At 43.1% G+C, this 26,241-nt stretch carries 29 protein-coding genes and 1 riboswitch; of the genes, 2 read left to right on the plus strand and 27 right to left on the minus strand.

Annotation, left to right across the window (positions count from 1 at the left end; translation table 11 throughout):
- Window positions 1-101: 101 nt before the first annotated feature.
- The 22 genes from lysA to ACJROX_RS18150 form a co-directional block, all read right to left on the minus strand.
- A complete protein-coding gene (gene lysA, locus ACJROX_RS18045; protein ID WP_408006590.1) occupies window positions 102-1,427 on the minus strand; it encodes a diaminopimelate decarboxylase in 1,326 nt (441 codons plus the stop codon).
- A gap of 110 nt (window positions 1,428-1,537) precedes the next feature.
- Window positions 1,538-1,709, minus strand: a riboswitch (Lysine riboswitch).
- A 70-nt stretch (window positions 1,710-1,779) separates the two neighbouring features.
- Window positions 1,780-3,255: a spore germination protein gene (locus ACJROX_RS18050; RefSeq protein ID WP_408006591.1), complete on the minus strand. Its 1,476-nt coding sequence runs from the start codon at window positions 3,253-3,255 to the stop codon at window positions 1,780-1,782.
- Entirely contained in the window at window positions 3,221-3,811 is a 591-nt protein-coding gene (locus ACJROX_RS18055) for a stage V sporulation protein AE (RefSeq protein WP_408006592.1), read from the minus strand. The genes ACJROX_RS18050 and ACJROX_RS18055 overlap by 35 nt, the downstream gene beginning before the upstream one ends.
- A gap of 6 nt (window positions 3,812-3,817) precedes the next feature.
- Window positions 3,818-4,171 (minus strand): stage V sporulation protein AE, encoded by a 354-nt coding sequence (gene spoVAE / locus ACJROX_RS18060; protein WP_261129226.1) that lies wholly within the window; start codon window positions 4,169-4,171, stop codon window positions 3,818-3,820.
- Complete coding sequence (spoVAD, locus tag ACJROX_RS18065; RefSeq protein ID WP_408006593.1) at window positions 4,171-5,190, minus strand: stage V sporulation protein AD; 1,020 nt, start codon at window positions 5,188-5,190, stop codon at window positions 4,171-4,173. The genes spoVAE and spoVAD overlap by 1 nt, the downstream gene beginning before the upstream one ends.
- 22 nt (window positions 5,191-5,212) lie before the next feature.
- Complete coding sequence (gene spoVAC, locus ACJROX_RS18070) at window positions 5,213-5,677, minus strand: stage V sporulation protein AC (RefSeq protein ID WP_408006594.1); 465 nt, start codon at window positions 5,675-5,677, stop codon at window positions 5,213-5,215.
- Window positions 5,678-5,706: 29 nt separating this feature from the next.
- Entirely contained in the window at window positions 5,707-6,129 is a 423-nt protein-coding gene (locus ACJROX_RS18075; RefSeq protein WP_408006595.1) for a stage V sporulation protein AB, read from the minus strand.
- Window positions 6,119-6,742, minus strand: coding sequence for a stage V sporulation protein AA (locus tag ACJROX_RS18080; RefSeq protein ID WP_408006596.1), 624 nt, complete (start codon window positions 6,740-6,742; stop codon window positions 6,119-6,121). Before ACJROX_RS18080 ends, ACJROX_RS18075 begins: the two co-directional genes overlap by 11 nt.
- Before the next feature lie 335 nt (window positions 6,743-7,077).
- Window positions 7,078-7,836 carry an RNA polymerase sporulation sigma factor SigF gene (gene sigF, locus ACJROX_RS18085; RefSeq protein ID WP_408006597.1) on the minus strand — a complete coding sequence of 253 codons (759 nt, stop codon included), beginning with the start codon at window positions 7,834-7,836 and terminating at the stop codon, window positions 7,078-7,080.
- Window positions 7,837-7,848: 12 nt separating this feature from the next.
- Window positions 7,849-8,289 carry an anti-sigma F factor gene (gene spoIIAB, locus ACJROX_RS18090; protein ID WP_408006598.1) on the minus strand — a complete coding sequence of 147 codons (441 nt, stop codon included), beginning with the start codon at window positions 8,287-8,289 and terminating at the stop codon, window positions 7,849-7,851.
- Window positions 8,289-8,639 carry an anti-sigma F factor antagonist gene (gene spoIIAA / locus ACJROX_RS18095; protein WP_408006599.1) on the minus strand — a complete coding sequence of 117 codons (351 nt, stop codon included), beginning with the start codon at window positions 8,637-8,639 and terminating at the stop codon, window positions 8,289-8,291. Before spoIIAA ends, spoIIAB begins: the two co-directional genes overlap by 1 nt.
- Before the next feature lie 114 nt (window positions 8,640-8,753).
- Window positions 8,754-9,926 carry a D-alanyl-D-alanine carboxypeptidase family protein gene (locus tag ACJROX_RS18100; protein WP_408006600.1) on the minus strand — a complete coding sequence of 391 codons (1,173 nt, stop codon included), beginning with the start codon at window positions 9,924-9,926 and terminating at the stop codon, window positions 8,754-8,756.
- Window positions 9,927-10,254: 328 nt separating this feature from the next.
- On the minus strand, window positions 10,255-11,556 hold the full coding sequence (locus tag ACJROX_RS18105; RefSeq protein ID WP_408006601.1) for a pyrimidine-nucleoside phosphorylase: 1,302 nt from the start codon (window positions 11,554-11,556) through the stop codon (window positions 10,255-10,257).
- Between the two features lie 18 nt (window positions 11,557-11,574).
- Window positions 11,575-12,396: a purine-nucleoside phosphorylase gene (locus ACJROX_RS18110; protein ID WP_408006603.1), complete on the minus strand. Its 822-nt coding sequence runs from the start codon at window positions 12,394-12,396 to the stop codon at window positions 11,575-11,577.
- Between the two features lie 12 nt (window positions 12,397-12,408).
- On the minus strand, window positions 12,409-13,227 hold the full coding sequence (locus ACJROX_RS18115; protein WP_408006604.1) for a purine-nucleoside phosphorylase: 819 nt from the start codon (window positions 13,225-13,227) through the stop codon (window positions 12,409-12,411).
- A 12-nt stretch (window positions 13,228-13,239) separates the two neighbouring features.
- Complete coding sequence (gene deoB, locus ACJROX_RS18120) at window positions 13,240-14,421, minus strand: phosphopentomutase (RefSeq protein WP_408006605.1); 1,182 nt, start codon at window positions 14,419-14,421, stop codon at window positions 13,240-13,242.
- A gap of 176 nt (window positions 14,422-14,597) precedes the next feature.
- Window positions 14,598-15,488 carry a site-specific tyrosine recombinase XerD gene (xerD, locus tag ACJROX_RS18125; RefSeq protein WP_408006606.1) on the minus strand — a complete coding sequence of 297 codons (891 nt, stop codon included), beginning with the start codon at window positions 15,486-15,488 and terminating at the stop codon, window positions 14,598-14,600.
- Between the two features lie 13 nt (window positions 15,489-15,501).
- A complete protein-coding gene (locus ACJROX_RS18130) occupies window positions 15,502-15,735 on the minus strand; it encodes a YqzK family protein (RefSeq protein WP_408006607.1) in 234 nt (77 codons plus the stop codon).
- A 216-nt stretch (window positions 15,736-15,951) separates the two neighbouring features.
- Window positions 15,952-16,428, minus strand: a complete 477-nt coding sequence (locus ACJROX_RS18135) for a Fur family transcriptional regulator (protein WP_408006608.1) — start codon at window positions 16,426-16,428, stop codon at window positions 15,952-15,954.
- Between the two features lie 113 nt (window positions 16,429-16,541).
- Window positions 16,542-17,192, minus strand: a complete 651-nt coding sequence (gene spoIIM, locus ACJROX_RS18140; RefSeq protein ID WP_408006609.1) for a stage II sporulation protein M — start codon at window positions 17,190-17,192, stop codon at window positions 16,542-16,544.
- 377 nt (window positions 17,193-17,569) lie between these two features.
- The gene (locus tag ACJROX_RS18145; RefSeq protein WP_408006610.1) at window positions 17,570-18,739 is read right to left on the minus strand and encodes an endonuclease Q family protein; all 1,170 of its coding nucleotides are present in this window, start codon (window positions 18,737-18,739) and stop codon (window positions 17,570-17,572) included.
- A gap of 1 nt (window position 18,740) precedes the next feature.
- Window positions 18,741-19,283, minus strand: a complete 543-nt coding sequence (locus tag ACJROX_RS18150; RefSeq protein WP_408006611.1) for an NUDIX domain-containing protein — start codon at window positions 19,281-19,283, stop codon at window positions 18,741-18,743.
- A gap of 99 nt (window positions 19,284-19,382) precedes the next feature.
- Here ACJROX_RS18150 and mciZ point away from each other — a divergent pair, with 99 nt between their 5' ends.
- The gene (mciZ, locus tag ACJROX_RS18155; RefSeq protein WP_408006612.1) at window positions 19,383-19,514 is read left to right on the plus strand and encodes a Z-ring formation inhibitor MciZ; all 132 of its coding nucleotides are present in this window, start codon (window positions 19,383-19,385) and stop codon (window positions 19,512-19,514) included.
- 243 nt (window positions 19,515-19,757) lie between these two features.
- Window positions 19,758-20,666 carry an aldo/keto reductase gene (locus ACJROX_RS18160; protein WP_408006613.1) on the plus strand — a complete coding sequence of 303 codons (909 nt, stop codon included), beginning with the start codon at window positions 19,758-19,760 and terminating at the stop codon, window positions 20,664-20,666.
- Window positions 20,667-20,759: 93 nt separating this feature from the next.
- Here ACJROX_RS18160 and ACJROX_RS18165 read toward each other — a convergent pair whose 3' ends face one another.
- The 5 genes from ACJROX_RS18165 to ACJROX_RS18185 are packed head-to-tail and all read right to left on the minus strand — an operon-like array spanning window position 20,760 to window position 25,901.
- Window positions 20,760-21,947: a thiolase family protein gene (locus ACJROX_RS18165; RefSeq protein WP_408006614.1), complete on the minus strand. Its 1,188-nt coding sequence runs from the start codon at window positions 21,945-21,947 to the stop codon at window positions 20,760-20,762.
- Window positions 21,948-21,974: 27 nt separating this feature from the next.
- A complete protein-coding gene (locus ACJROX_RS18170; RefSeq protein WP_408006615.1) occupies window positions 21,975-23,291 on the minus strand; it encodes a short-chain fatty acid transporter in 1,317 nt (438 codons plus the stop codon).
- A 31-nt stretch (window positions 23,292-23,322) separates the two neighbouring features.
- The gene (locus ACJROX_RS18175; RefSeq protein ID WP_408006616.1) at window positions 23,323-23,994 is read right to left on the minus strand and encodes a CoA transferase subunit B; all 672 of its coding nucleotides are present in this window, start codon (window positions 23,992-23,994) and stop codon (window positions 23,323-23,325) included.
- A 20-nt stretch (window positions 23,995-24,014) separates the two neighbouring features.
- Window positions 24,015-24,704 carry a CoA transferase subunit A gene (locus ACJROX_RS18180; RefSeq protein ID WP_408006617.1) on the minus strand — a complete coding sequence of 230 codons (690 nt, stop codon included), beginning with the start codon at window positions 24,702-24,704 and terminating at the stop codon, window positions 24,015-24,017.
- Between the two features lie 18 nt (window positions 24,705-24,722).
- Window positions 24,723-25,901: an acetyl-CoA C-acetyltransferase gene (locus ACJROX_RS18185; protein WP_408006618.1), complete on the minus strand. Its 1,179-nt coding sequence runs from the start codon at window positions 25,899-25,901 to the stop codon at window positions 24,723-24,725.
- Window positions 25,902-26,241: the final 340 nt, after the last annotated feature.

A 26,241-nucleotide genomic window follows, 5' to 3' on the forward strand; every position in this document is an offset into this window, starting at 1 on the left:
TACATGATATCATTTTTTTAACCAAAGCCATAGTAAGACATATGGAGCCTCATAGTTTTCAAAAAGTGAAATAAAGGAAGAAACCCCTGAGGCGTCAGGGGTTACTTGCTTGATACAAGTGTTTTTTTCAATGGTCTATCCAGATGGATCAGATCTTTATAGGATTCTCTTTCCACTACTAACTGTGCTTCTTCATTTTCAACAAAGACGACAGCTGGTCTTGGCAAGCGATTATAATTGTTCGCCATCGCGTAACCATACGCTCCCGTACAGAACATCGCTAAAATATCTCCTTGGGAGGTTTTCGGAAGCTGGATGTCATGGATCAACATGTCTCCGGACTCACAGCATCTTCCGGCAATTGATACTGTCTGCATGTTTTTTTGTAACAGACGGTTTGCGACCACTGCTTCATATTTCGCCTGATAAAGAGCAGGACGAAGATTATCCGTCATCCCTCCATCAACAGAGACATAATTTCGAATACCAGGGATTCTTTTTTCCGATCCGATCGTGTAAAGCGTCGTGCCAGCTTCTCCAACCAGGGAACGTCCAGGTTCGATCCAAATCTCCGGCATGCCAAGATCATGGTTTTCTACTTGTTTTTCCACTTCATCGATCAAGACGTTGATCACCTTCTCAATCGAGATAGAAGTTTCTTCAGAGGTATGAGCAATGCCGAAGCCCCCACCAAGATTTACAACTCTCGCTTCAAAACCATTTGAACTTTTCCATTCTAAAAGCTGATCGAACACTTTTTGGACAGCCATGACGAAACCATCTGCTTCAAAAATTTGCGAACCGATATGACAGTGGACACCGAGAACATCCATATGTTCAGATGCCAAACATTCATGCAGCGCTTGATCTGCTTGTTTACTGACGATATCAAAACCGAACTTCGAGTCTTCTTGGCCTGTCAGAATGTAATCATGCGTATGAGCTTCAATTCCAGGTGTAATTCTCAACAGAACAGGGATGACCTTGTTCAACTCTTGTCCTACCTGCTTTATTAGATCAAGCTCGTAAAAGTTGTCGACGACAATACACCCTACACCTTCTTTGACCGCCATCTGAAGTTCTTCAAGACTCTTATTATTTCCGTGAAAGTGTATCTTTTCAGTTGGAAAACCTGCATGAAGTGCAGTATACAGTTCTCCACCTGATACAACATCAAGGCAAAGGCCTTCTTCGTCAATCAATTGAAACATTGCTACACTAGCAAAAGCTTTACTTGCATAGGCAACTTTCGCTTCAACCTTCCTCTTTTTGAAAGTTGAACAGAATGCATGCGCTTGTGCTCTTATTTTAGCAACATCATAAACGTAAAGGGGGGTACCGAATTCCTTTGCCAATTCGATCGTATCTACCCCGCCGATTTCCAAATGTCCTTTTTTGTTCACTGTTCCAGTTCCTAAAAATGCCATTAATCAAATTCTCCTCTCTCTATTTGGAGAAAGCGTATTAACTGATAAAAATACCAAAAACCAGCCTATGTTGCGGTACATAAAAACTGGTTTAAACCCGTACCCTCATCAGTCGGAATAGCTCTCCACTACATTTGTAGTGACAGTCCGTTACTTATTCAGCAACGGCCCAGCAACCTTAATTGGGATTAAGTTTGCTTCGGCAAATCGACCTTTCATTGTCCGTCATCGCCCCCCTGGCTATGGACAGCTACTCATTCTCTCTGCGCCTCTACCCCATCACGTCAAATGAGGCAATTATTAAATTAAGAACTACTGTAGCATAAATAGCAGATTGAATCAACACCAAATATCAAGCATCGGATTGTTTTTTGTTCTGCTGTGGACGAACAATGCTTGGCCGAACCTTCGATAAAGGAACAGAGACCCTGACCAACACTTGCATCAAAGCTTGTGGATTGAAGGGGATGAAAGGCCATAGATATGGGGTATTCAAATTTTTGATACTGCACATGAATAACATTACGAAGGTACAGCCGATCATGAACCCTGGGACTCCGAAAAGGAATACGAGTGTAATCAATATCAGCCTCACGATCTTATTGGCGACACTCAATTCATAACTCGGTGTGGAAAATGAGCCGATCGCTGCGAGTGCAACATACAAGATGACTTCCGACACGAATAAACCGACATCTATTGCGATCTGGCCGATTAACACCGCTGCAATCAATCCCATTGCGGTTGAGAGGGCTGATGGCGTATGGATCGCGGCCATCCTCAAGACATCGATACCTAGTTCAGCAAAAATGATTTGAAGATAGATCGGGACATTCGATTCTTTGGTCGGTCCTATGAAATTCAGGTTGGGTGGAAGTAAATTTTCATTCAAAACGAACAACAACCAAATTGGCAATAAAAAGAGCGAAGCCAGCATACCTCCAAACCGAATCCATCTTAGAAACGCACCGATCATCGGAGTCTGGCGATATTCTTCGGCATGCTGGACGTGATGGAAAAATGTAGTTGGTGTAATGATGACACTTGGGGACGTATCCACGAATACGAGGACATGTCCTTCCAAAAGATGGGTTGCAGCAACATCGGGCCGTTCAGTATACCTTACAAGCGGATACGGATTCCAGCCTTGATTCACCAAAAATTCTTCAACAGTCTTATCAGCCATCGGAATCCCATCGATCCGGATCGATTTCAGCTCTTTTCGTATCGTTTCAATCAATCCAGGATCTGCTACATCTTCTAGATAAGAGATACAGACGTCTGTCTTCGAACGGTCCCCAACCTGCATGATTTCGTTTCGTAACCGTTCATCCCTTAACCTTCTTCTCGTTAGAGCCGTGTTTTCCACGATATTTTCTGTATATCCATCACGGGCCCCACGGACAACTTTTTCGACATCAGGCTCCTCTGGGGAACGTCCTGGGTAACTCCTTACATCGACAATAAAGCCTTCATTATGACCTTCGATCAAAACTGCAACCAGCCCTGAAAGGACTCGGTCAATGACTTCGTCTAAGTTCTTCGCTGTAGAAACCTGCTGATGAGCGAGGTGATTTTTAATGACATCTTTCGCTTTTGCGCTCGTCCGATATTCATGGTCCGCATCAAGCAGTTCTTTCAATAGCATGATGATGAATTCACTGTCACAGAGACCTGTGCAGTAATATATGTGGATTTCTTTATTCAAGATGTTCATTTTACGAACACCTACATCAAAGCTTTTTCCGATCCCCATCTTATCTTTCAGGAACTGTTCATTCTCTGCAATTTTCTTATGAATGGGTGTTTCCTCTTTCTTGGGATGCATTTCGGGTACTCCTTTCTAAGATGAGTTGGACCGCTTGCCTTGTAATCGGAGCTCCTCTTTCAGCAGTATCGATCCCTGACATTTTTCCGATATCCCCCACACCGACGATAAATGGAATATCCAGTTCATCGAGAACATAGACCGTGTCACCATCCAAACGGCCAAACTCCATATCTGGAAGTCCGCTTTTATCTACACCATAAGCTGACAATTCACCAAAACGGTCGATGCTCACATCTACATGGGTCCATTCAGCCAGGTGGGTTTTCGAAGCGACAGCAATCGCACCTAGTATCTCGATGTCTGGATGATTCGCTACATCACGCATAGCCCTTTCTCCAGGACCCTCACCTCGATACCCGCAGTCATCGAACATGACCAGGACTGGATCATAGGGTGTGGACAGGATCATCGAGACAATCTCGTCACCGGTGATTTTTGTCGGATTTCCCCAAGATTGGGAAATACAACGGCCGCCTATCTCTTTTGCGACTTGTTCCACAGCTTTCAATGCGTATAAATCTCCGTCAGTGATCATGATGACTCGTTTTTTCATATATAATCATCCTTTTGGTTTAAAAAGGACCGCCACGATGAAACCGAAAAGTATAGCAGAAGAAATACCCGCAGAGGTCAACTGGAAGATTCCCATCGCAATCCCGATAAATCCGTGTTCATCGGCTTCTGCCATCGCTCCATGAAGGAGAGAGTGACCAAAGCTTGTAATTGGAACAGTAGCGCCTGCGCCTGCAAACTGAATCAATTTGTCATATAAACCGAACCCATCAAGTGCAGCTCCTGCAACAACGAAGCTTGAGGTGACATGGGCTGGTGTCAATTTGAATATATCCATCAGTAATTGACCGATTACACAGATGAGACCTCCCACTACAAAAGCTATAAAATACTCGACCATCAAACACCACCTCCATCAGTAGCTTCTATCACTACACCATGCGCAATCGTAGGAATTGTTTCCTTTTGCTGGACCATCATCGGATTCATCAGGGCTCCTGTCGCCACAACGAATATCCGCTTCAGCTTCCCTTCTTTCATTTCTTTTAGAAGGTGTCCATACGTTACTACAGCTGAACATGCACAACCGCTTCCTCCAGCAAAAACCGGTTGATCTGGTCGATAAACCAGTAAGCCGCAGTCCTGATGATTAGACGACAAATCATAGTTTTTTTCACGTAATAATTCAAGCAAAATCGGTGAGCCGACGGCTGATAAATCACCGGTCACGATCAAATCATAATCATCCGGTGACCGGCCAGTGTCTTCAAAATGTGTTGCAATCGTGTCAGCAGCAGCTGGTGCCATCGCTGATCCCATATCGAAAGGATCGGTTATCCCAAGATCCAGCACGCGACCAATAGTAGCCGCTTTGATTTGGATCGGTGATGGTTTTGCACTGACGATAGAAGCCCCTGCACCTGTCACTGTATAAGTCGCTGTATCCGGTTTTTGTCCCCCATATTCTGTCGGGTAACGGAATTGTCTTTCAGCTGTGGCGTTATGGCTACTTACGGCAGTAAGCACTGTGTTGGCAAAATCCCCGTCAACCAACGCAGAAGCCAGGGCCAGCGTCTCCATCGATGTAGAGCATGCACCGAACAACCCAAGGTAAGGAATCTGGTTTTTACGGGCCGTGTAATTTGCGATGACAGTCTGATTGATGAGATCACCAGATAAAAATAAATCCATTTCATCCGGGCTTTTTCCAGCTTTTTTCATGCAAGCCTCAATTGCTTGCTCCATTAAGTGGCGTTCGGCAAGTTCCCAATTCTCTTGTCCGCAATGAAGATCACCGAACGTGATATCATAGGTTTCGCCAAGCGGACCAGCTGCCTCCTCTGGACCGACTGCAGTGCCTGTTGCATTGATGTATAAAGGTTTTGAATATGTCCAAGTTTGTTTACCTGTAAGCTTCATTGTTGTTGATCCTCCTAAGGCGTCATAATACCATCTGGAACAAATATCGGAGCATACCGATTATATAGGCAGCGACAGCACCGAATACAATCACGGCCCCTGCCAGTTTGAAAAGGTTTGTTGCAACTCCCAGCACGAGCCCTTCACTTTTATGTTCAAGCGCTGCACTCGTTACAGCATTTGCGAATCCGGTTACCGGAACGATTGATCCCGCTCCAGAAAATTGTCCAAGCTTGTCGTAAACCCCTAATCCTGTGAGTAAAGATGCAGCAAGAATCAGAGTTGCGACTGTAGGGTTTCCAGCTGTTTTCTCTGTGAAATTGAAAAAGGTGATGTAAAAATTAGTGATTCCTTGTCCGATCGCACATATCAATCCTCCGATTAAAAAGGCCTTTAGACAATTCACAAAATAAGGTGGTGTCGGTTGTAATGGTTTGATCTTTTCTTTATATGCTTGTTGTTCGGGTGACAATTTGTTCTTACCCATTTGTAACAGCTCCTTTTTGCCTTTAAAATTTACAGATGAACGAAGAAAATCCAGTGAAAAAGTGATCCTATTACTTTTCCGAATAAAATCGCCATCAACAAGAGAAGGACTTGTTCTTTGAAACCAACACGTTTCATAAGTATCGGCAGAACATTCAGGACTTCTGTCAAGGCAGCAGCCAGCATTCCAACAAAGGTACCGCTTGCCAGACCAATCGGGATCAGCAGCCATTGGCTCGAGGAGATTGTGAGATCCCTCAATCCGTACCAACTCGAAAACAAGACGCCGCTAATGATGCTTAATTCATAACTTCTTATTTTTGAGTTGGTTTTCGAAATCTGCATTAACCGGGGGATGATCCCAAACACCGTTAAAATGGCAACGAATCCTGCCCCTACCGCAAGTCCACCGCCTAAGCCTATTAACATGACGGTGATGATTTTAATTGTCATGAGCTTTCTTCTCGTTCTCTTTGTTCTCATGCATGATGACGTACTGGTCCAAATCTTGTTGATAGTTGAACATTTCCACTTCAAGCGGGCTCGGTTCTTCATTGAAACGTTTTTTGAAGATGTGGTTGAAAAAGAGGACCATCCCTAATCCAAGGCCAATAGAATAAGGAACTTGTAAAAGGAGCGGATAGTCATTTCTTCGTCCAGTCACCAAATAATAAATCTTTTGATGAACCTGCTGCATGCTTACATCCTCATGGAAATTCATGATAGCAAGTGCTGCACCGATGAATAATAGGATCCAAACAACGACAAAATAAACCCCAGTAATTTTCGGTCTCTTGTACTGGACTTCTATGATTGTTTGTGGTGTACCGACCGTTTGAATATCTAATTTCGGAAATTTTTTTCTGATGGTCTTCAACACTTTCATAAGATCTACGATGACGATTGTTTTGTCTTGTACCGTGATTTTATGAACAATCATTTGACCAATTTCTTGAATGACATCTTCAGGGCCAACGAGTTGAGCAAGGTCTTTAATTCGTATCGTCTGTCCAGGTGAACTAAGTAGCCTATGCCGCATACGCAAATAAACCGCTTCAACCTCCAAAAAAAGTCCCCCCTTATGCCAATTCGTTTATATGTAGTATGTTTCTTCCAAACCTCTCTCATTCTGTCCACCCAATCTATCCAGTAATTACCTATTGGGTTGATCAGATCTATGGTCTTTAACCTCCACGCGCAAATTATGATCAATTAGCGTGATATCATGAATTTCCGCATGATTATGTAAAAAACGGCGTGATTATGAGGAATTTCGGCGTGTTTCTAATTAAAAATAGAACTTAGAGGAAAAAATTGAGGAAAATAGGAAGTATTTGCTGAGGACTATAGTCACCATTACTTGAAAATAGACCCTATCAAAAAATAACCCAGATAGACGATTCATTCGTCCATCTGGGTCTTCATTTCTTGGAGGATTTTCTTTTCAAGCCTTGAAACCTGGACTTGTGATATTCCAAGCCGGTTTGCAACTTCAGACTGCGTCTGATCTTTATAGTATCGCAGATAAACAATCAGTTTTTCCCGTTCATTCAAGGTCTGGATCGCTTCCTTCAAAGCGATCTGGTCGAACCACTTCGAATCACCTTGATCAGAAATTTGGTCAAGCAATGTAATTGGATCTCCATCATTTTCATACACCGTTTCGTGGATCGATGATGGAGCACGTACAGCTTCTTGAGCCATCACGACATCCTCAGGACTGATACCAAGTTTTGTCGCAATTTCATTCACTGTTGGATTACGGCCAAGGTCTTTTGAAAGTTCATCCCGCACCTTCCGGACTTTATTCCCGAGCTCCTTCAGCGAGCGACTGACTTTAACTGTCCCATCGTCACGGATAAATCGCTGAATTTCTCCGATGATCATCGGAACTGCATAGGTTGAGAATTTTACGTCATAACTAAGATCGAATTTATCTACAGATTTAAGCAACCCGATACTGCCGATTTGAAAAAGGTCATCCGGCTCGTATCCCCTGTTCAAAAAGCGTTGTACAACAGACCAGACTAACCGCATGTTTTTCTCGACAATGGTATCTCTTGCTGTCTGATCGCCTTCTTGACTTCGTTGAATCAATTCTTTCATTTCCTTGTCATTGAGAAACGTATTTTTTTTGTCTTGTTTGACGTCCAAATCCATGGCTCATGCTCCTTAATTACAAAGCGCTTTATGATTTGTCAAATACTTCTTCAAGCGAATCGTGGTACCGAAGGATTTTTCTGTTTCGATTTCGATTTTATCCATGAAATTTTCCATTATCGTGAAGCCCATACCGGATCTTTCTAATTCAGGCTTTGTTGTGAATAAGGGCTGACGCGCTTCGTCCAAGTCATCGATACCGATCCCTTCATCACGGATCGCCAATTCAACGCATCCCTCATCCAGGATGCATTCAATGTAAACCATCCCGTCTGCATTGTTATCGTATCCATGAATGATTGCATTCGTAACAGCTTCAGAAACGACGGTTTTGATTTCAGTCAACTCATCTACGGTCGGGTCAAGCTGTGCGATGAATGCTGCAACTGTAACCCTGGCAAATGATTCATTTTCACTACGAGCAGAGAATTCCATCTTCATGACATTTTTCATTACGCCACCCCCAGCGTGTGCAAAGCTTTTTGTTCACTATCTTCAAGACGAATGATCTTGAACATGCCTGACATTTCAAACAGCCTTTTGACAGAAGGGGAGATTGAACATACGACCATTTCTCCACCTTGACTTTTTATCAATTTATAACGTCCAAGGATTACTCCTAATCCCGAACTATCCATAAATGACAAGGCTTCTAAATTCAATACGATATCATGGATATTATTTTCCTTAATCGTTTGATCAACTTCTGTCCGTAGCTGTTCTGCTGTATGGTGGTCTAATTCGCCGGCTAATCGAATACACAGTACACGATCTTTGACTTCGAGTTTCACACTAAGACTCACTAACCTCTCCTCCTTCATCTCGGTAGTGAGTCATTTCTATATGGTGATAATGGAATCCTCCTCGCTGACAAAACTAGTGTTGAATCGATTTATAATCTGATAATATGCGAAAATTTACGGTGTCTGCGAAAACTTGCCCACAGTTCTCTTGAACAGTCCCCACCAGTTTGCTGCTTCTACATTTTCAGATGCAACCAATGGTGATTCTGTCACTGTTTTTCCGTTGTTTTTAACAACCAGCGTCCCAAGACGTTCACCTTTTTCGATCGGCATTTTCACTTGTTTGTTGATTTTAATTTCTGTGGTCAGCTTCATCTTTTTCTCACCTTTCTTCATTAAAAGGGAGATCGGTTCTGAAGTCGCCATTTGTACAGTCTTCGAAACACCTTTGTGAACCGGAATTTTATCGATCATCTGGTGTCTTTCGTAGATTCGTTCCGTTTGATAATTCGCAAAAGCGTAATCAAGCATTTGGGTCACTTGGGCATTTCGTTCTTTTGTCGTTGGTGCTCCCATGACTACAGCGATGACTCGCATATCGTCTTTTTTAGCTGTCGCTGTCAAACAATATTTCGCTTCGGTCGTATAACCTGTTTTGAGTCCATCGACACCAGGATAGAATTTTACAAGCTTGTTGGTATTGACTAGCCAGAACTTTTTGTCAGTATTCTGACGTAGATAATCTTCATACTTGCCTGTGTAATTTGTAATCTGCTCATACTTCAAAAGTTCCTTTGCCATCAAGGCCATATCTCTTGCAGTACTGTAATGGTCTTTTTCCGGCAGCCCGGTAGCGTTTTTAAATTTGGTGTTCTTAAGGCCAAGCTCCTTCGCTTTGTCGTTCATCTGTTTGACGAAAGCATCGTTCGTACCTGCGATGAACTCTCCAAGGGCAACTGAAGCATCGTTCCCGGATGCCAAGGCAACACCCTTAAGCATCTCTTCGACAGTCATGATCTCTCCTTCTTCGAGGAAGATTTGAGAACCACCCATAGAGGCTGCATATTCACTTGTTCTTACTTTATCTTTCAGATTGATTTTGCCTTTATGTAAAGCTTCCATTACGAGAATCAAGGTCATGATCTTCGTCATACTCGCCGGAGGAAGCTTTTCATCAGGGTTTTTATCGAATAGAACAGTACCTGTATCTCTTTCAATCAATATTGCAGATGATGCTTTATTCGCTAGAGAATTGACTGTAACATGATCTTCATTGGCTAAAGCTGCTGGTGAAAGGACTGATACCCCCATCACGGCCGCTATCATACATGTAAAAAAGCGTTTCATAGACATAATCCCTCCATTCTTAGTATTCTTATATTTTCCAATTTTGGGCGGTTTATACTTTCTTCTGAATTTTGGAACTCGATTGATGGTAAGATATTTTTGTTTGGTGAGATCATGTCCGAGTTTTGCGAGAATCTCAGGCTTTAATAAGATGACAATTTTCCATAATAAGAATAGCTAAAGGACTGACAATCGTCAGTCCTCAGGCTTATGGAATGCGTTTTTAAAATTTTCGACTGCTAATTATCTCTATAATGGAATACTCCAACATCGCAAAAAAGCTGCCCATAAGCTCTAACCAGCTTACGAACAGCTCTTAATGTGTATTTTACATGATTTCTTTATAAACGAGTGGTGGTGCTGCCACTTTTTCAGCTGAAATCGTATATGCACCGTTCAATTTCTTCAAGACATCGTTGGCATGTTCTTGGTTACTGTGCAATGTAGCGATCGTGTCACCCTTCTTCACTTCATCGCCAACCTTTTTATGAAGGACGATACCGACTGCAAGATCGATCTCCGATTCCTTTGTCGCGCGACCAGCCCCTAACAGCATAGCGGCAGTACCGACTTCATTAGCCTTGATTTCTGAAACATATCCGTCATTTTCAGCTGTAAAAGGAATCTCGTACATGGCTGTCGGTAATTTGCTAAGATCATCGATGACGGTTTCGTCTCCGCCTTGCGCCTTCAGGAATGTCTTGAACGTTTCGATCGCCTTTCCATTCTTCATTACATCAATCAGCATTTGGCGCGCTTCTTCCTTCGTTTCGGCTTTCTTCGCAAGCATGACCATGAAGGAACCGAGTGTCAGGCATAGTTCTTCGAGGTCTTCAGGACCTTCACCACGTAAAGTGTCAGCCGCTTCTTTCACCTCAAGTGCATTTCCGATCGCAAAACCAAGTGGCTGGCTCATATCTGAAATGACCGCCATCGTGTTACGTCCGACATTCTTACCGATCTTCACCATCGCCTGAGCCAGCTCTTCTGCTTTTTCCACTTCTGTCATGAATGCTCCTGCCCCTGTTTTAACATCCAATACAATAGCATCAGCTCCAGCAGCTATCTTCTTGCTCATGATCGAGCTTGCAATCAACGGAATCGAGTTAACTGTAGCTGTGACATCACGAAGTCCATAAAGCTTTTTATCCGCTGGTGTCAAGTTTCCACTTTGACCGATGACTGCAATTTTATTTTTATTGACTAGTTCGATGAATTCACTATTATCGATTTCAACATGGAAGCCTGGTACGGCTTCGAGCTTATCGATCGTCCCCCCAGTATGTCCGAGGCCACGCCCGGACATTTTCGCAACAGGAACCCCTACAGCCGCAACAAGAGGTGCAAGCACAAGAGTCGTGGTATCACCTACGCCCCCGGTCGAATGTTTATCGACTTTGATCCCTTCAATTGCGGACAGATCGATCTTGTCTCCAGAGTCAACCATGGCCATCGTGAAATTCGCACGTTCTTCTTCCGTCATATCATTAAAATAAATCGCCATCGCTAAAGCTGACATCTGATAGTCTGGAATATCTCCGTTCGTATAACCTTCAATGATGAACTCGATTTCATCTTTCGACAAGTCAAGTCCGTTCCGTTTCTTTTCGATCAAATCTACCATTCTCATCCTATATCAGTCCTTGTATTATACTTTTTCAATTACTGAACGCAGTAATTGCTTGAATTTCGGTTTCGTGCGGTTCGCTACTTCCATAACCTGTTCGTGTGTAAGAGGTTCCAGTTCCTCGGCGATCGCCATGTCTGTAATGCACGAAATCCCTAACGTTTTCATATCCATATGGCGGGCAACGATCACTTCTGGTACCGTAGACATTCCAACAGTGTCTGATCCGAGTGTCCGCAACATCTTCAATTCTGCACGAGTCATGTAGGTCGGTCCACTAATGGATGCATATACGCCTTGTTGGAGGGTAACTCCCTCTTCATTCGCGACCGATTTCACCAACTCGATCAATTCGGGTGTATAGGCTGCGCTCATATCCGGGAATCGTGGTCCAAGCTCATTATCATTCGGCCCGATAAGTGGGTTTGCTCCAGTCAAATTCAAGTGATCTTCAATTATCATCAAGTCCCCTGCTTCGAAATCTGGATTCATTCCGCCACAGGCATTCGTGACAATCATCTGTTCGACACCAAGTCCTTTCATGACCCGGACTGGAAAAGTGACCTCCTGTAACGTATACCCTTCATAAAAATGAAAGCGCCCTTGCATCGCGACGACAGTCTTTCCATTCATCGTTCCAATGACCAGTCTTCCGGAATGTCCTTCTACTGTAGAAACCGGGAAGTGTGGAATTTCGCTGTAATCGATTTTTGTAGCCTCTTCGATTTCTTCAGCAAAATCTCCAAGACCGGATCCTAAAATCAATCCGATTGTCGGCCGGTGTTCGGTTTTAATCGAGATATATTTGACAGCATCCTGTATCTTTGTTCTTAACTCTGACATATTAATCTCCCCTTAAATACTCTTTACGATCTGTTGTACGAAAGCCATGAAGTTCGCTTTGACTTTTTCAGTCGTTTCGATCACTTCATCATGTGTTAACGGTTGATCAAGGATACCCGCTGCCATATTTGATATACAGGAGATTCCGAGCACTTCCATTCCGCCATGGCGGGCTACAATCACTTCAGGTACAGTTGACATGCCGACGGCGTCACCACCTAAAATACGAAGCATCCTGACTTCGGCAGGAGTTTCATAAGATGGACCAGAATTGGCGATATAGACACCTTCTTGAATCGATATGTTCAAATTCTCAGCCACTTGTTTTGCAATGCCTTGAAGATGTCCAGAGTAAGCATCGGACATATCAGGGAAACGGACGCCCAGACTATTATCGTTCGGCCCAATCAATGGGTTATCTCCAATATTATTGATGTGATCCGTGATGATCAGCAAATCTCCTGCTTCAAAGGATTCATTGATTCCTCCAGCAGCATTGGTAACGATCAACGATTCCACACCGATTTCTTTCATCACACGTACAGGAAAGGTCACTTTTTCAATTGGGTATCCTTCGTAATAATGGAATCGACCTTTCATAGCTACAACTGTTTTCCCTTCGATCGTTCCTATGACCAGCTCTCCGGCATGCCCTTCAACCGTCGATACGGGGAATGAAGGAATTTCTGAATAAGGGAGCGAAACTGGATTCTTAATTTTATCTGCTAAAATACCAAGCCCCGACCCAAGGATCAATCCGATCGTCGGCCTTTCATCAATTTTGTCCTGGATGTATTCTGCTGCTTGTCGAATTGAGTTTGTTAATGTCATGATGACCTCCAATTATAAATCTTTTAAAAAGCTCTTTCCAAATTGTGGAGCTTTAATTTTGAAATTATCAGCAATCGTTGCGCCTACATCTGCGAATGTCTTGCGCAAAGGAAGCTCTTTTCCTTCTTCAATGTTCTGATGATATGCAAGGAGTGGCACAAATTCTCTCGTATGGTCTGTTCCATGATGAACCGGGTCGTTCCCGTGGTCAGCCGTGATCAACAACAGATCGTCTTCTTTAAGCTTTTCAAGCAATTCAGGGAGACGAGCATCGAATTCTTCCAATGCTTCACCATAACCGATCGGATCCCTTCGATGACCGAACTTTGCATCGAAATCGACGAGATTCAAGAAACTGATCCCAGTAAATTCTCGATCAGCGATCTTCACAATCTGATCCATTCCATCCATATTCGATGTCGTACGAACTGAATCAGACACCCCTTCCCCATCATAGATATCAGAGATTTTTCCAATCGCAATGACATCATATTCAGCATCCTTCATTTCATTCATGACAGTACGTCCGAAAGGTTTCAGTGCATAGTCGTGGCGGTTTGCAGTTCGTTCGAATGCACTAGGCTCCCCAATGAAAGGTCGCGCGATGATACGGCCAACCATATACTTTTCATCCAGTGTCAATTCACGTGCTATTTTACATATCTCATATAACTCATCGATTGGAACGACGTCTTCATGAGCTGCGATCTGAAGGACTGAATCCGCCGATGTATAAACAATCAACGCCCCTGTTTCCATATGTTCTTTTCCTAGCTCTACCAAAATTTCTGTTCCAGACGCTGGTTTGTTTCCAATGATTTTTCGGCCTGTTTTTTCTTCTAGTTCATTAAGAAGTTCCTTAGGGAACCCATCCGGGAATGTCTTGAATGGCTGCTCGATGTGGAGCCCCATAATCTCCCAGTGTCCTGTCATGGTGTCCTTTCCATTAGAGGCCTCCTGCATTTTTCCGAAATGCGCTGAAGGTTTATCAGCTTTATCAATGCCTTGGATTTCACGGATGTTGCTGAGTCCGAGCTTTGCCATGTTCGGCATATTGAGGCCATTCATTTTTTCTGCGATGTGGCCTAATGTATCTGCTCCTTCATCATTGAATCTGGCGGCATCCGGCGCTTCACCGATCCCGACCGAATCCATGACGATCAAAAATATCCGTTTGAATCTTGAGTCCGTCATAAATTTTCCTCCCTAATCTACGCTATTTTATACCATTTCCATTGGTAAGTTTTATCAAACAACAACGCGTAAAGGTCAGAAGTCTGACCTCTTTAATTAATGAAAGCACCCTTCCCTGAGGGCACTTATAGAGTGTACCATGTTTTTAAAACGTTTTCACGTATTTTTATCTATTCTTAGGCTCTTGGATGATAGGTCGAATAGATGTCTTTCAATCGTGTTTTCGTCACGTGCGTATAAATCTGTGTCGTTGAGATGTCAACATGACCTAGCAACTCCTGTACCGCTCTTAAATCGGCACCATTTTCCAGCAAGTGTGTTGCAAACGAATGTCTCAATGTATGAGGAGTCAATTCTTTCTGGATGTTTGCGGCTCGAGACAGTTTCTTCAAGATTTTCCAAAAACCTTGTCTTGTAAGCCGGTTTCCATGATGGTTCAAAAACAAGGCATCTGTCGTCTTCTTTTTCAACAGCTTTCCTCGTCCCTTTTCGATATAGGCGGTCAACGCTTCAGTCGCCATTCTACCAACAGGAATGATACGCTCTTTGTCCCCTTTTCCAAGGCATCTTACGAATCCCATCGTCAAATGGACATCTGATAGATTCAGTTGAATAAGTTCAGAGACACGTATTCCTGTTGCATATAATAGTTCGATCATCGCACGGTCTCTTATACCATACGCTGAATTGCTTTCTGGTGCTTCAATCAAATCTTCAACTTCTTGTGAAGATAAAATCTTCGGTAATTTTCGTTCCGTCTTCGGTGTTTCAATATGTACAGATGGGTCCTGGTCTGTGACCCTTTCACGGATTAGAAATTGGTGGAACGATCGTATCGATGCAATCGTCCTTGCAATCGTCGTTGAAGCTCGGCCTGAATCCTTCAAATGATATAAGTAAGTCATGATATCGTTCCTGCGTATTTGGTTTAAGTCTTCATAATTCAATTCTTTTTCTAAAAAGGTCGTATATTGTTTCAAATCCCGTTGGTACGATTGCAACGTATTTTCAGAGAGTGCACGTTCAACGGTCAAGTAATGTAGATAATCCTGAACCTCGTCCTTCATGAGCAAACGCTCCTTATTCCCCAATTTCATAAAATAAATGTAAGCGATCAATCCAACCAATTTCATTCTCTTCATCCGAATAGGCCTGGAACACTTTGACTGCTCGTCCATCAGGCTCATCATAACGATGGAAGTCTTGATATTGTTCATTCAACCATAAAAGGCCATAATAAAATAATAGCGTACAGCATGCAAAAGCAAGAAATACCTTACAAGAATTCCACAATAAATGAATTAGTGAAACCATCGTATTGCCTCCCAGTTTGTCCTTCTTACAGGATATGCCTGTAAACATGCAGAATATACGTCAAAACTGGGAACATAATAAAGAAAACCTGGCAATATACCAAGCCCTCGCTCACAACTTATGCTTTCTTCAGGTGAAAAGAAAACTGACCCTTTCTATGATTCTTTGCGGGTCAGTCTGTTTCCTTGCAAAAACTGTTTTTCAGCGAGTCCTTTTTTATTTCGTCGTAACTTCTTCTTCATTTTCCATATCTGCTTTATCATGGCAGCGATGGCAGATTCCGTGGAAGGTCAGCCGATGATCTTTTATTTTGAAATTCCAGTCCTTCTCGACCACTTGTTCCACTTCACCAAGCAAGTCTTCCTGAATCTCATCTACTGCACCACATTCAATACAAACTAAATGGTGATGGAAGTGGGCTGCCCCTTCTTTCCGAAGGTCATACCTGGAAACACCATCCCCAAAATTGATTTTATCGACAATTTTCAATTCAGTAAGCAGTTCCAACGTTCGGTATACAGTCGCCAATCCGATCTCTGGCGCTTTATCCTTGACGAGTAAATACACGTCCTCCGCGCTTAAATGATCTTCTTCACGCTCAAGTAAAACGCGGACTGTCGCCTCACGCTGGGGGGTAAGTTTATAGCTTTGTGAATGGAGCTGTTTTTTGATACGGTTGATACGATTTTCCAAGACGACCCCTCCCACACTCTATGTATATTCTTATTATAAGCACGGGTATAAGGGGTGTCAAATTATAATTATTTTAAATTGGATATTAGAATCATTATCATTTAATAAAATTATTAATTGAAAATACCGATTGTCGCTTTGATTAATGTTGGTGATAAAAAAGCTTCAATGAAAGACGCACTTGCACCTAAAACCATGATAATGATCACCGTGGCTGTGTACCTTAATAACAAAGGCATCAATGGAGTCTTTATCCTATTTGAGAATTGGGCCTTGATCAGCGTCAAGGAGATGGCGACCGCTGCTGTAGTGACCAAAACAAAAGCAGGAATCAGGATCAGGTTTTGAGGCATGACCGAAACGAAAGACAACAAGAATCCTTGCCAGCCCATTTGGTTGACCAGAAAACCGACAGTAAATCCAACAACCATCCCTTTTAAAAACAATAAGACAAGGATGACCGGTACACCGATGATCGATAGCCCTAAAAGCCAAATCAACCCCATATATTTTATATAATGAAAGAAACTTTGGGTGAACATCGCAGAGGCACTAGCCACTTCCCCATCTGAAACTTGTCCAAAAAAACGGTTCAGATAATGGAATAGGTCTTCTTTCTGCATCAAACTCAAGCTATTGACGATGACTGCACCGAACACGATCCCCATCATGAGTAGAACGATTGTAAATGTATATAAGGAAGAATGTTCTTGTAAATGTTGTGAAAATGTTCGTTTCATATTATAGGTAACCCGTTGCTCCATCATATTTCCTCCCTCATGATCTCTTACTTTTAATTTATGAAAGGAAATCATAGAGTATGACCGGGTTATATCATTTACTTATTTCTGCGAAATTCCTCCCTTTCCGCGGGCTGAAGAAAAACGTAAACGCCCTGATCAGCCACGAAGGTCCCTGGAGGTCCGACGAGGAGGCTCGAACCAAACAAAGTTCGGTCGTGCGTGGGCAACTTCTTAAGTAGTAATTCAATGTGTTGCCGCCGCAGGAGGTCTGAAGTGATCCAAGTGATTGGGCGTTGGAGCTGGACATCACTTCTCTGTATCCTCGTTGCGGGGTCTCGCCTTGCTCGCTTTTCCCGCAGGAGTGTCGTGAATTTCGCTTTAAGTGCAAAATCTAATAGTTAATCGAGTTTGCCGTAACGTCCTCCACCGCCCTCTTTCAGGCTCAAATCCCCATTCCTTGAATCTATGATTTTATTTACAAGATGTGCTGGAAGAACCTTCAGAAGATTTTCATCCGTAACAAAATGAATGACCTCCATATCTGTTCCGAACATTTCTCTTAATTTCTTCAGCATTCTTGGTCCGATGCCAGGAATGAACTCAAGAGGCACATGATGAGTGTATGGTGGTCTGGTTGAGGTAGAGTTCCGTTTTGTAGAATCAGACAATTCATTGATACGATTGGAAACACCTTTGACTAAACGGCTTTTTTCACATTTCGGACATTTGATGTCTTCCTCAGCAGTGATCAAAGTCCCGCATTTTGCACAGCAAGTTCGATAATATTTTCCAAGTTGTGGATGAAGTCCGTAATTGCTTGTTATTTTTCTCCCTTCCATCCCTTTCAATGCTAGAGAAAGTTCCCTGAATGAAAGGTCCTTAACCTCAATTGCCTGGTACTCCCGTCCGATCTTTTCCAGTGAATGTGCATCAGAGTTTGATAGAAAAGGAAAATCCTCCAGCTCTTCCAGCTGGTCAGCCATACGGGTATCACAACTTAGACCTAGCTCGATTGCATCAATCTCTTCAGGTTGGAAGACTTCTACCAAACTTTTTTCAACACCCTTTCCATACAAACTTTTAAAAGGCGTGAAAGCGTGGGCAATTACAAATAATCCTCCCAGTTCTTTCGTCTTCTTTTGCAAGTCGGCAGCTTTACCATAATAACGCTGAGAGGAAAGATTACGATTTGTCATCCGTTCTCCCAACCAATTGCTGAAATGTTTCATGCTGCTTAAATAAGGTAAAAAGACTAATACGTGGATGGGTCCATGGCAGTATTCATCATATACCTCAATTTCCGAACCTAGAATCAAACAACCGTTTTCTTTTATCAACCCTCCATCTCGATGCTCAGATAATTCGCCTTTTTCCATCATTTGTTCAAGCTCACGAATGACCCCAGGTACATGACAATCGATGATCCCGACCATCTGGATCCCTTTATCACGGAACGACGTCTCCAACACATTGGGGAGCGTCAAGTTTTTAGAAGCTGATATTTTTACTGGCTTACCTGCTAATGTCCTTCCTAAATGGATATGAAAGTCTGCAAAAATTCGTTTCATTTTAAGATTTTGCTTCCTTCAGCTGTAGATATTGGATCGCAAAAGCGGTTTTTGCATCGTAAATATCTTGAGTATTCACAAGTCTAATTGCTTCTTCCAAGGTCACTTCCATTCTCTCTACAAACTCATCTTGATCCAATTGGACCTCACCCTGTTCCAATTGATCTGTGAAAAAAATATGAATAAGTTCATCTGCAAAACCAGGAGATGTATAGAATGATTGAAGATAAGTCAGCTCTTTGCTGCGATAACCTGTTTCCTCTTCCAATTCACGGAGAGCACATACTTCTGGGTCTTCCCCTTTTTCAAGCTTACCTGCAGGTATTTCGATGATCTCACGGTTCAGCGGCTTTCGATACTGACGGACAAGGACGATTTTATTCTCAGATGTAATCGCTAAAATGGCTACCGCACCTGGGTGCTTGACGACTTCCCTTTGGCTTGTCCTTCCATCAGGCAGTTCGACCTCTTCTAGGTGGAGATCGATAATTCTACCATTATATATGACTTTAGAATCGATTGTTTTTTCTTCTAACTTTTTCATATCACTAACTCCTTGTGCTAAATCTACTTTTCAATACATAAAGTCTATCATATGCGATTATCCTAATCCTAATGATGAGAGACGAAGGGAGTCAATTTCATGAAGGTTTATCTGCAGCCAAACAGCGTGACATTAGTCGGGAAAGCATGGCAAGTACGCTACATGTTAAAGAAATATATGGCGGAATACAACACGGTCAAAGATTGGATCGAAGGGCGCCATAAGAAATGACAGGTAAGAGACGACACCTTCGCTGAGGTGTTGTTTTTCGTTCTGAATAAAAATTCGAACAAATAACCCGCGTTAGCACCGATATATTTTGAAAACGTATCAATATTTTTCTGATCTCCACCGATAAATTTGAGATCTACACCGATATAATTGATAAGACCCCGTTCAGAAGTAAATCCAGGTCAAGAAAGATGTTTTCACCTTTCCTCTTGTGGTAATGTACTAATCAGGAGGTGCTTTAATATGAGATTGAACAGACTCGGATCTTCAGAATTACAGGTATCAGAACTTGGATTAGGATGCATGTCACTAGGTTCTGATGAAAAAGAAGCGACAAAGATCATCCACAAAGCACTCGATAAAGGCGTTACATTGATTGACACCGCTGATCTTTATGATTTTGGGAATAACGAAAAATTAGTAGGTAAAGCCTTAAAAGGAAAACGGGAGCAATGTGTACTGGCAACAAAGGTTGGAAACCGTTGGGACCACGTTGATGAAGGCTGGGAATGGGCACCGAATAAAGATTACATAAAAACAGCGGTCAAGCGTTCCTTGCTGAGATTGGACACGGATTACATCGATTTGTACCAGCTTCATGGAGGTACAATTGATGACCCGATTGATGAAATCATCGAGGCTTTTGAAGATCTGAAAGCGGAAGGGCTAATCCGTGAATATGGAATATCATCCATCCGCCCCAATGTCATTAAAGAATACCTTAAACGTTCCAATATTGTCAGCATCATGATGCAGTACAGTCTATTGGACCGCAGACCTGAAGAATGGTTGAACATGATCCATACCCATGATGTATCTGTCATCGCACGTGGACCACTTGCAAAAGGGAACCTTACTGATAGGATTTTTACAGGCAGAGTTTCGGAAAAAGGGTTCCTAGACTACGCACCTTCCGAAATCAGAAATCTTATGGAAAAGGTCAAAGATATATCTGATGGAAGGAAGCTTTCTCACCTCGCACTCTGCTATCCATTGCATCATCCCGCTGTCGCGACGACAATTCCGGGAGCCAGTTCAGTTGAACAGGTGGATGATAATACGGAAGCAGCCAATGTTGACCTGAGTGATGAGGAAATCAGACTATTCAAGCAATGGACCAAGCAGACATACTATGATAAACATCGTGACTAGAGAATGAAACTCAGCTGTTGATTATGTAAGACTCATATATATTTGTAAAAAGGTCAAAAAAAGAACCTCGAGACTTGACTCGAGGTTCTTTTATCATATGTTTTCATTTTCAATGACCATCGCGATTCCTTGCCCGCCACCAATGCAGAGACTTGCGACCCCGAATCGTTTGTTTTGAAGCAGTAATTCATAAGCAAGCGATAACAATAATCTAGATCCGCTAGCTCCGACTGGATGGCCAAGCGCAACAGCCCCACCGTTCACATTGGTTTTTTCACGATCCAGGTTCAGTTCTTTTTCAACAGCCAAATATTGTGCAGCAAAGGCTTCATTCACCTCAAACAAATCAATCTGGTCAATGGATAGTTCTGCTCGTTCCAAGGCAAGCTTGATTGCTGGTACCGGCCCGATCCCCATGACTGATGGATCTACTCCGCAAACAGCCCAAGAACGGATTTTCGCAAGAGGATTTATACCTTTCTTTCTCACAAAAGGTTCGGTGGCGATTACCATCGAAACAGCGCCATCGTTAATACCACTGGAGTTACCCGCTGTCACGGAACCGTCCTTTTTAAAGGTCGGTCTCAGTTTCGCCAACCCTTCTAAAGAAGTCGTAGACCGGACATGTTCATCGGTCGCTACAGTCAGTACCTCTTTTCGCTCCTGCACTTCAACCGGTACGATTTCTCGCTCAAAGCGCCCTGAATGGATCGCTACAGAAGCACGTTGATGGCTGATGGCAGAAAATTCATCTTGTTCTTCCCTTGATATGCCGTACTGCTCGGAAAGGTTCTCCGCGGTGATACCCATACCATTCCCAATCGCTTCATCCCTTAAGGTCAATAGCAGCATATCCTCGAATAGGACATTCCCCAGCTTAGGATGACCGAATCGATTCGTAAATGATACGTGGGGACTCATCGACATGTTTTCCACCCCGCCAAGAAGCGCTGTGGTCCCTTCATTCAAAAGCAAGGAATGCACACCGGAAATGACAGACTGCAAGCCTGATCCACAAAGACGGTTTACGAGCATGGCAGGTGTCTCTGCTGGAATCCCAGATTTTGTAGCGATATGACGGGCTACATATGGAGCATTTGTACTGCTATGAATCACATTCCCATATATGACCTGTTCGATTTCTTGCGGAGATACTTGTGAACGTTTCATCGCTTCTTTCGCTGTGGCTACACCTAACTCTGTAGGACCTACCGTTGCAAATGACTTACCGAATGATGTAAAAGCCGTTCTAGCTCCCTCTAAAATGTAAATATCGTTCATTTTGTCCCCCTTCTCCTGAAAGTATCCTTAAATGAACACCAGTCCAATCGATATGAATAATCCGCTGACTAACATGGCGATGACACAGAAGCCCATGATGTCCTTGGCAGATAGTCCAGCGATGGCGAGTGCAGGAAGTGCCCAGAATGGTTGGATCATGTTCGTCCAAGCATCACCCCACGCTACCGCCATTGCAGTTTTCGCAGCCCCGATCCCTAACTCCTCTCCAGCCATCAGCATGATCGGAGCTTGCACAGCCCATTGACCACCCCCTGATGGAACGAAGAAGTTGACGATCCCTGCGCTTAAGAATGCAAAGAATGGAAAAGAAAGTTCATTTGAAATGTTCACGAACCATTGTGACATCTCAGCAGCTAATCCACTCGCCACCATCATCCCCATGATCCCTGCATAAAAAGGGAATTGGATGATGATTCCGCCGGCACCTTTAACAGCATCAGCCACACTATTGATGAATCTTCTAGGCGTCCCATGCAATATGATCCCAAAGAAAAGGAAAATGAAGTTGACAATGTCCAAGTTTAAGCTGAACCCATTTGTTGTGAAGTAATAAACCATGAATGCCAAGCCCAATACACCGGTGATCATGGACAGGATCCAACTGTTTTCCATTTTTTCTGCAGGGGTGTTCGCCTCCACTGCAGCTGCTTCGACATTCTTCTCTTCTAAAATAGAACGATCGACATAGAACTGGTTATCTTTCTGGTTCATCATCAACCTGTTTACAATCGGTAATGTAACAAACAAAGCTATTACGATGAAGATATTGAACGGTGCAAAAATCGTTTCTGATGTTGGGATAACACCGATGATGTCACTTGTAAAATGCTCTGGTGTTGCGATCGTCAATGGAATGGATCCCGAAAAACCACCATGCCAGACTAAAAAACCGCTATATGCACTGGCGATCAATAACCGATAATCCACTTTTTCCACTTTCTTCGCCAGTTCTTTAGCGAATAGCGCACCGATGACAAGTCCGAATCCCCAATTTATCCAACTTGCTGCCAGGGATACGAGTGTAACGAATATAATTGCTTGACCTGGTTTCGAAACGAGAGAGGCCAACTTACGCAGTCCATTTTTAAATAGAGGACTGCTCGCTAAAACGTATCCCGTTACAAGAATAAGGACCATTTGCATAGCAAAAGTCAACAAGTTCCAGAATCCTTCTCCCCAGAAGGTGACCATTTCTACCGGGGTGCTTTTTGTAATGATCATCCCCATCACAAAAACCACTAATGTAAGGATGACCACGAATAAGAATGGATCTGGAAGGTACCGCTGCATGATCCGATTTGAAAGTGCTGTTAACCGCTTCACTTATTCCTCTCCCTACTTGGCACATATAAAATTAAAATGCGTTTGTTTTCACATCATTTGCGATGATCAATCTCGGTTCTGTCGATTCTTGTATTTCTTCAGGAGTGAATCCTTCAGCGACTTCTACAAGTTTAAGACCTTCCGGTGTTACATCGATGACTGCACGATCGGTGATGATACGGTCCACCACACCACTTCCAGTCAGCGGCAAGGAACATTTATTGAGGACTTTCGGCTGTCCGCTTTTATTGACATGATCCATGATGACGATGATTCTCTTTGCACCGTGAACTAGGTCCATCGCTCCCCCCATACCTTTGATCATCTTCCCTGGAATCATCCAATTTGCAAGGTCGCCATTCCCTGAGACCTCCATACCCCCTAGGATAGCTATATCGATATGGCCGCCGCGGATCATACCGAATGACTCTGAGCTATCAAAATAGGATGCTCCTTTTGTCGCAGTCACTGTCTCTTTCCCTGCATTGATCAAGTCTGGATCCACTTCATCTTCAGTAGGATAGCGCCCGATACCAAGCAAACCGTTTTCGGATTGAAGAACAACTTCCTTATTATCTGAAATATAATTCGCAACTAATGTCGGCATCCCGATGCCAAGGTTTACATAGAATCCATCCTCAATTTCCTTCTCTGCCCGTCTTGCAATACGTTCACGTACAAGTGCTTTATCTACTTTTGTCATTATTATTTCCTCCTCTGCTGTTATTTCGTAACGGTCAAGCGTTCAATTTTCTTCTGCTGCTCACCAACGATCAATTTCTGAACGTAGATGCTCGGTGTATGGATTCGATCTGGATCCAATTCCCCGATCTCATAAAGTTCTTCTACTTCTGCAATGGTGATTTTCCCAGCTGCAGCAATCATCGGGTTGAAATTCCGGGCAGTCTTGTTGTAAATGAGGTTTCCCATTTTGTCTGCTTTCTGAGCTCGGACCAGACTGACATCAGCTGTCACGCCATATTCCAATAGATAATCTTTTCCATCAAAGTTGCGGACCTCTCGTCCTTCAGCTAACGGAGTACCTACTCCCGCAGGAGTATAAAAAGCAGGGATTCCCGCACCGCCTGCACGGATCCGTTCTGCAAGCGTGCCCTGAGGAATCAATTCAACTTCGATTTCTCCAGACAGAACCTGCCGTTCGAATTCTTTGTTTTCACCCACATAAGAGCCGACCATTTTCTTGATCTGTTTGTTCTTCAGAAGTAGGCCAAGTCCCCAATCATCGACTCCGCAGTTATTGGAGATCACCGTCAAATCTTTGACACCGCTTTCAACAAGAGCAAGAATCAAATTCTCAGGGATCCCGACAAGTCCAAAGCCCCCGACCATGATCGTAGCTCCATCTTTAATATCCTTTACCGCTTCTAAAAATGATGTTTCAACTGGTTTCATGTTTTTTCATCTCCTTTTTTATGCTTCATTTTCTATGATTGTCGCGACTCCCTGGCCGCCACCGATACATAAAGTCGCAAGCCCATATTGTTCATTCCTTCGTTTCAATTCATGGATCAACGTAACGAGAACGCGGGTTCCACTAGCTCCGATCGGATGTCCAAGTGCTATCGCTCCACCGTTTACATTGAGGATTTCCTTATTGAAATTCAAATCTTTACCCACCGCTAATGATTGTGCTGCGAAAGCTTCATTCGCTTCAATCAGATTCATTGCATCGATTGTCAGATTCGCTTTTTCCAACGCCTTTCTTGTTGCCGGAACAGGACCGATTCCCATGATACTTGGATCAACACCAGCGGAGGCATTGGCACGAATAACCGCCAATGGTTTCAACCCAAGCTCTTCAGCTTTTTGACGGCTTGTGACGATGACGGCTGCTGCCCCGTCATTGATCCCTGAAGCATTCCCTGCAGTCACCATACCGTCCTTTTTGAAGGCAGGGCGAAGTTTCCCTAATTTTTCCGCTGTTGATTTCTTCGGATGTTCATCTGTATCAAAAACGATTGGATCTCCCTTGCGTTGAGGGATTCCTACTGGAACAATTTCATCTTTAAAACGTCCGCTTTCAATCGCATTTGCAGCTTTTTCCTGGCTCCAGGCAGCAAATTCATCAAGCTCCTCACGCTTCAAGCCATGTGTTTCACATAAATTCTCTGCCGTGATACCCATATGATAGTCATTGAAGGCACACCAAAGACCGTCAAGAATCATTGAATCGACAATTTTCTGATCTCCCATTTTATATCCGTCACGTGCTCCTTTTAAAAGATAGGGAGCCTGGCTCATATTTTCCATCCCACCAGCCACTACAATATCTGCATCCCCTAGAAGGATCGATTGAGCAGCTAGATGGACAGTTTTCAATCCGGAACCACATACTTTATTTATCGTCATCGATGAAGTCGTATCAGCAAGCCCTGCTTTTATGGCTGCTTGTCTTGCAGGATTTTGACCAAGTCCAGCCTGGAGTACATTTCCCATGATCACTTCATCAACTTCAGCAATCCCTGCACGTTTCAAAGCTTCTTTAATCGCGATACCACCGAGTTCTGTGGCCGATATTGATTTTAAGCTTCCGCCAAAACCCCCGATTGGTGTCCTGACCGCACTAACTATGACAGCTTCTCTCTCCATCTCTTTGTTGCCTCCTTAAATTTGTTGTTATCTGTCTTACCTTGTCTATTTCTCAATCATTTCTGAATTCTCCTTCTTATCACACAATATTTCTTTGAAAGAATGAAAATACTTGCCCTTTAAAATTTCTTCACGTTACAATGAAAAGATAAAGTACATAAATTCAGTTTAATTTCAACGGATTAGAAACAAGAAGTTCAAGGCACGAAAGTTTTGAGGACCAGTACGACGGGCAATACTTGCATAAAAGCTACGAGTTGTAACGAGGAAGCTAACTTCATAGGTTACACTTGTAGACGCAGGTAAATATGCTCTTCTTTGGACCGGGAAGACCGAGTAA

This window comes from Pseudalkalibacillus sp. A8 (assembly GCF_045920555.1).
Classification (GTDB): domain Bacteria; phylum Bacillota; class Bacilli; order Bacillales; family Fictibacillaceae; genus Pseudalkalibacillus.

What these genes read in the sequence shown, in the direction of transcription:
- lysA (WP_408006590.1), bottom strand. Translation starts at nt 1,427, where the DNA reads ATGGCATTTTTAGGAACTGGAACAGTGAACAAAAAAGGACATTTGGAA.
- ACJROX_RS18050 (WP_408006591.1), bottom strand. Translation starts at nt 3,255, where the DNA reads ATGCATCCCAAGAAAGAGGAAACACCCATTCATAAGAAAATTGCAGAG.
- ACJROX_RS18055 (WP_408006592.1), bottom strand. Translation starts at nt 3,811, where the DNA reads ATGAAAAAACGAGTCATCATGATCACTGACGGAGATTTATACGCATTG.
- spoVAE (WP_261129226.1), bottom strand. Translation starts at nt 4,171, where the DNA reads ATGGTCGAGTATTTTATAGCTTTTGTAGTGGGAGGTCTCATCTGTGTA.
- spoVAD (WP_408006593.1), bottom strand. Translation starts at nt 5,190, where the DNA reads ATGAAGCTTACAGGTAAACAAACTTGGACATATTCAAAACCTTTATAC.
- spoVAC (WP_408006594.1), bottom strand. Translation starts at nt 5,677, where the DNA reads ATGGGTAAGAACAAATTGTCACCCGAACAACAAGCATATAAAGAAAAG.
- ACJROX_RS18075 (WP_408006595.1), bottom strand. Translation starts at nt 6,129, where the DNA reads ATGACAATTAAAATCATCACCGTCATGTTAATAGGCTTAGGCGGTGGA.
- sigF (WP_408006597.1), bottom strand. Translation starts at nt 7,836, where the DNA reads ATGGATTTGGACGTCAAACAAGACAAAAAAAATACGTTTCTCAATGAC.
- spoIIAB (WP_408006598.1), bottom strand. Translation starts at nt 8,289, where the DNA reads ATGAAAAATGTCATGAAGATGGAATTCTCTGCTCGTAGTGAAAATGAA.
- ACJROX_RS18100 (WP_408006600.1), bottom strand. Translation starts at nt 9,926, where the DNA reads ATGAAACGCTTTTTTACATGTATGATAGCGGCCGTGATGGGGGTATCA.
- ACJROX_RS18105 (WP_408006601.1), bottom strand. Translation starts at nt 11,556, where the DNA reads ATGAGAATGGTAGATTTGATCGAAAAGAAACGGAACGGACTTGACTTG.
- ACJROX_RS18110 (WP_408006603.1), bottom strand. Translation starts at nt 12,396, where the DNA reads ATGTCAGAGTTAAGAACAAAGATACAGGATGCTGTCAAATATATCTCG.
- ACJROX_RS18115 (WP_408006604.1), bottom strand. Translation starts at nt 13,227, where the DNA reads ATGACATTAACAAACTCAATTCGACAAGCAGCAGAATACATCCAGGAC.
- deoB (WP_408006605.1), bottom strand. Translation starts at nt 14,421, where the DNA reads ATGACGGACTCAAGATTCAAACGGATATTTTTGATCGTCATGGATTCG.
- xerD (WP_408006606.1), bottom strand. Translation starts at nt 15,488, where the DNA reads ATGAAGGACGAGGTTCAGGATTATCTACATTACTTGACCGTTGAACGT.
- ACJROX_RS18130 (WP_408006607.1), bottom strand. Translation starts at nt 15,735, where the DNA reads ATGGTTTCACTAATTCATTTATTGTGGAATTCTTGTAAGGTATTTCTT.
- spoIIM (WP_408006609.1), bottom strand. Translation starts at nt 17,192, where the DNA reads ATGGAGCAACGGGTTACCTATAATATGAAACGAACATTTTCACAACAT.
- ACJROX_RS18145 (WP_408006610.1), bottom strand. Translation starts at nt 18,739, where the DNA reads ATGAAACGAATTTTTGCAGACTTTCATATCCATTTAGGAAGGACATTA.
- ACJROX_RS18150 (WP_408006611.1), bottom strand. Translation starts at nt 19,283, where the DNA reads ATGAAAAAGTTAGAAGAAAAAACAATCGATTCTAAAGTCATATATAAT.
- mciZ (WP_408006612.1), top strand. Translation starts at nt 19,383, where the DNA reads ATGAAGGTTTATCTGCAGCCAAACAGCGTGACATTAGTCGGGAAAGCA.
- ACJROX_RS18160 (WP_408006613.1), top strand. Translation starts at nt 19,758, where the DNA reads ATGAGATTGAACAGACTCGGATCTTCAGAATTACAGGTATCAGAACTT.
- ACJROX_RS18165 (WP_408006614.1), bottom strand. Translation starts at nt 21,947, where the DNA reads ATGAACGATATTTACATTTTAGAGGGAGCTAGAACGGCTTTTACATCA.
- ACJROX_RS18175 (WP_408006616.1), bottom strand. Translation starts at nt 23,994, where the DNA reads ATGACAAAAGTAGATAAAGCACTTGTACGTGAACGTATTGCAAGACGG.
- ACJROX_RS18180 (WP_408006617.1), bottom strand. Translation starts at nt 24,704, where the DNA reads ATGAAACCAGTTGAAACATCATTTTTAGAAGCGGTAAAGGATATTAAA.
- ACJROX_RS18185 (WP_408006618.1), bottom strand. Translation starts at nt 25,901, where the DNA reads ATGGAGAGAGAAGCTGTCATAGTTAGTGCGGTCAGGACACCAATCGGG.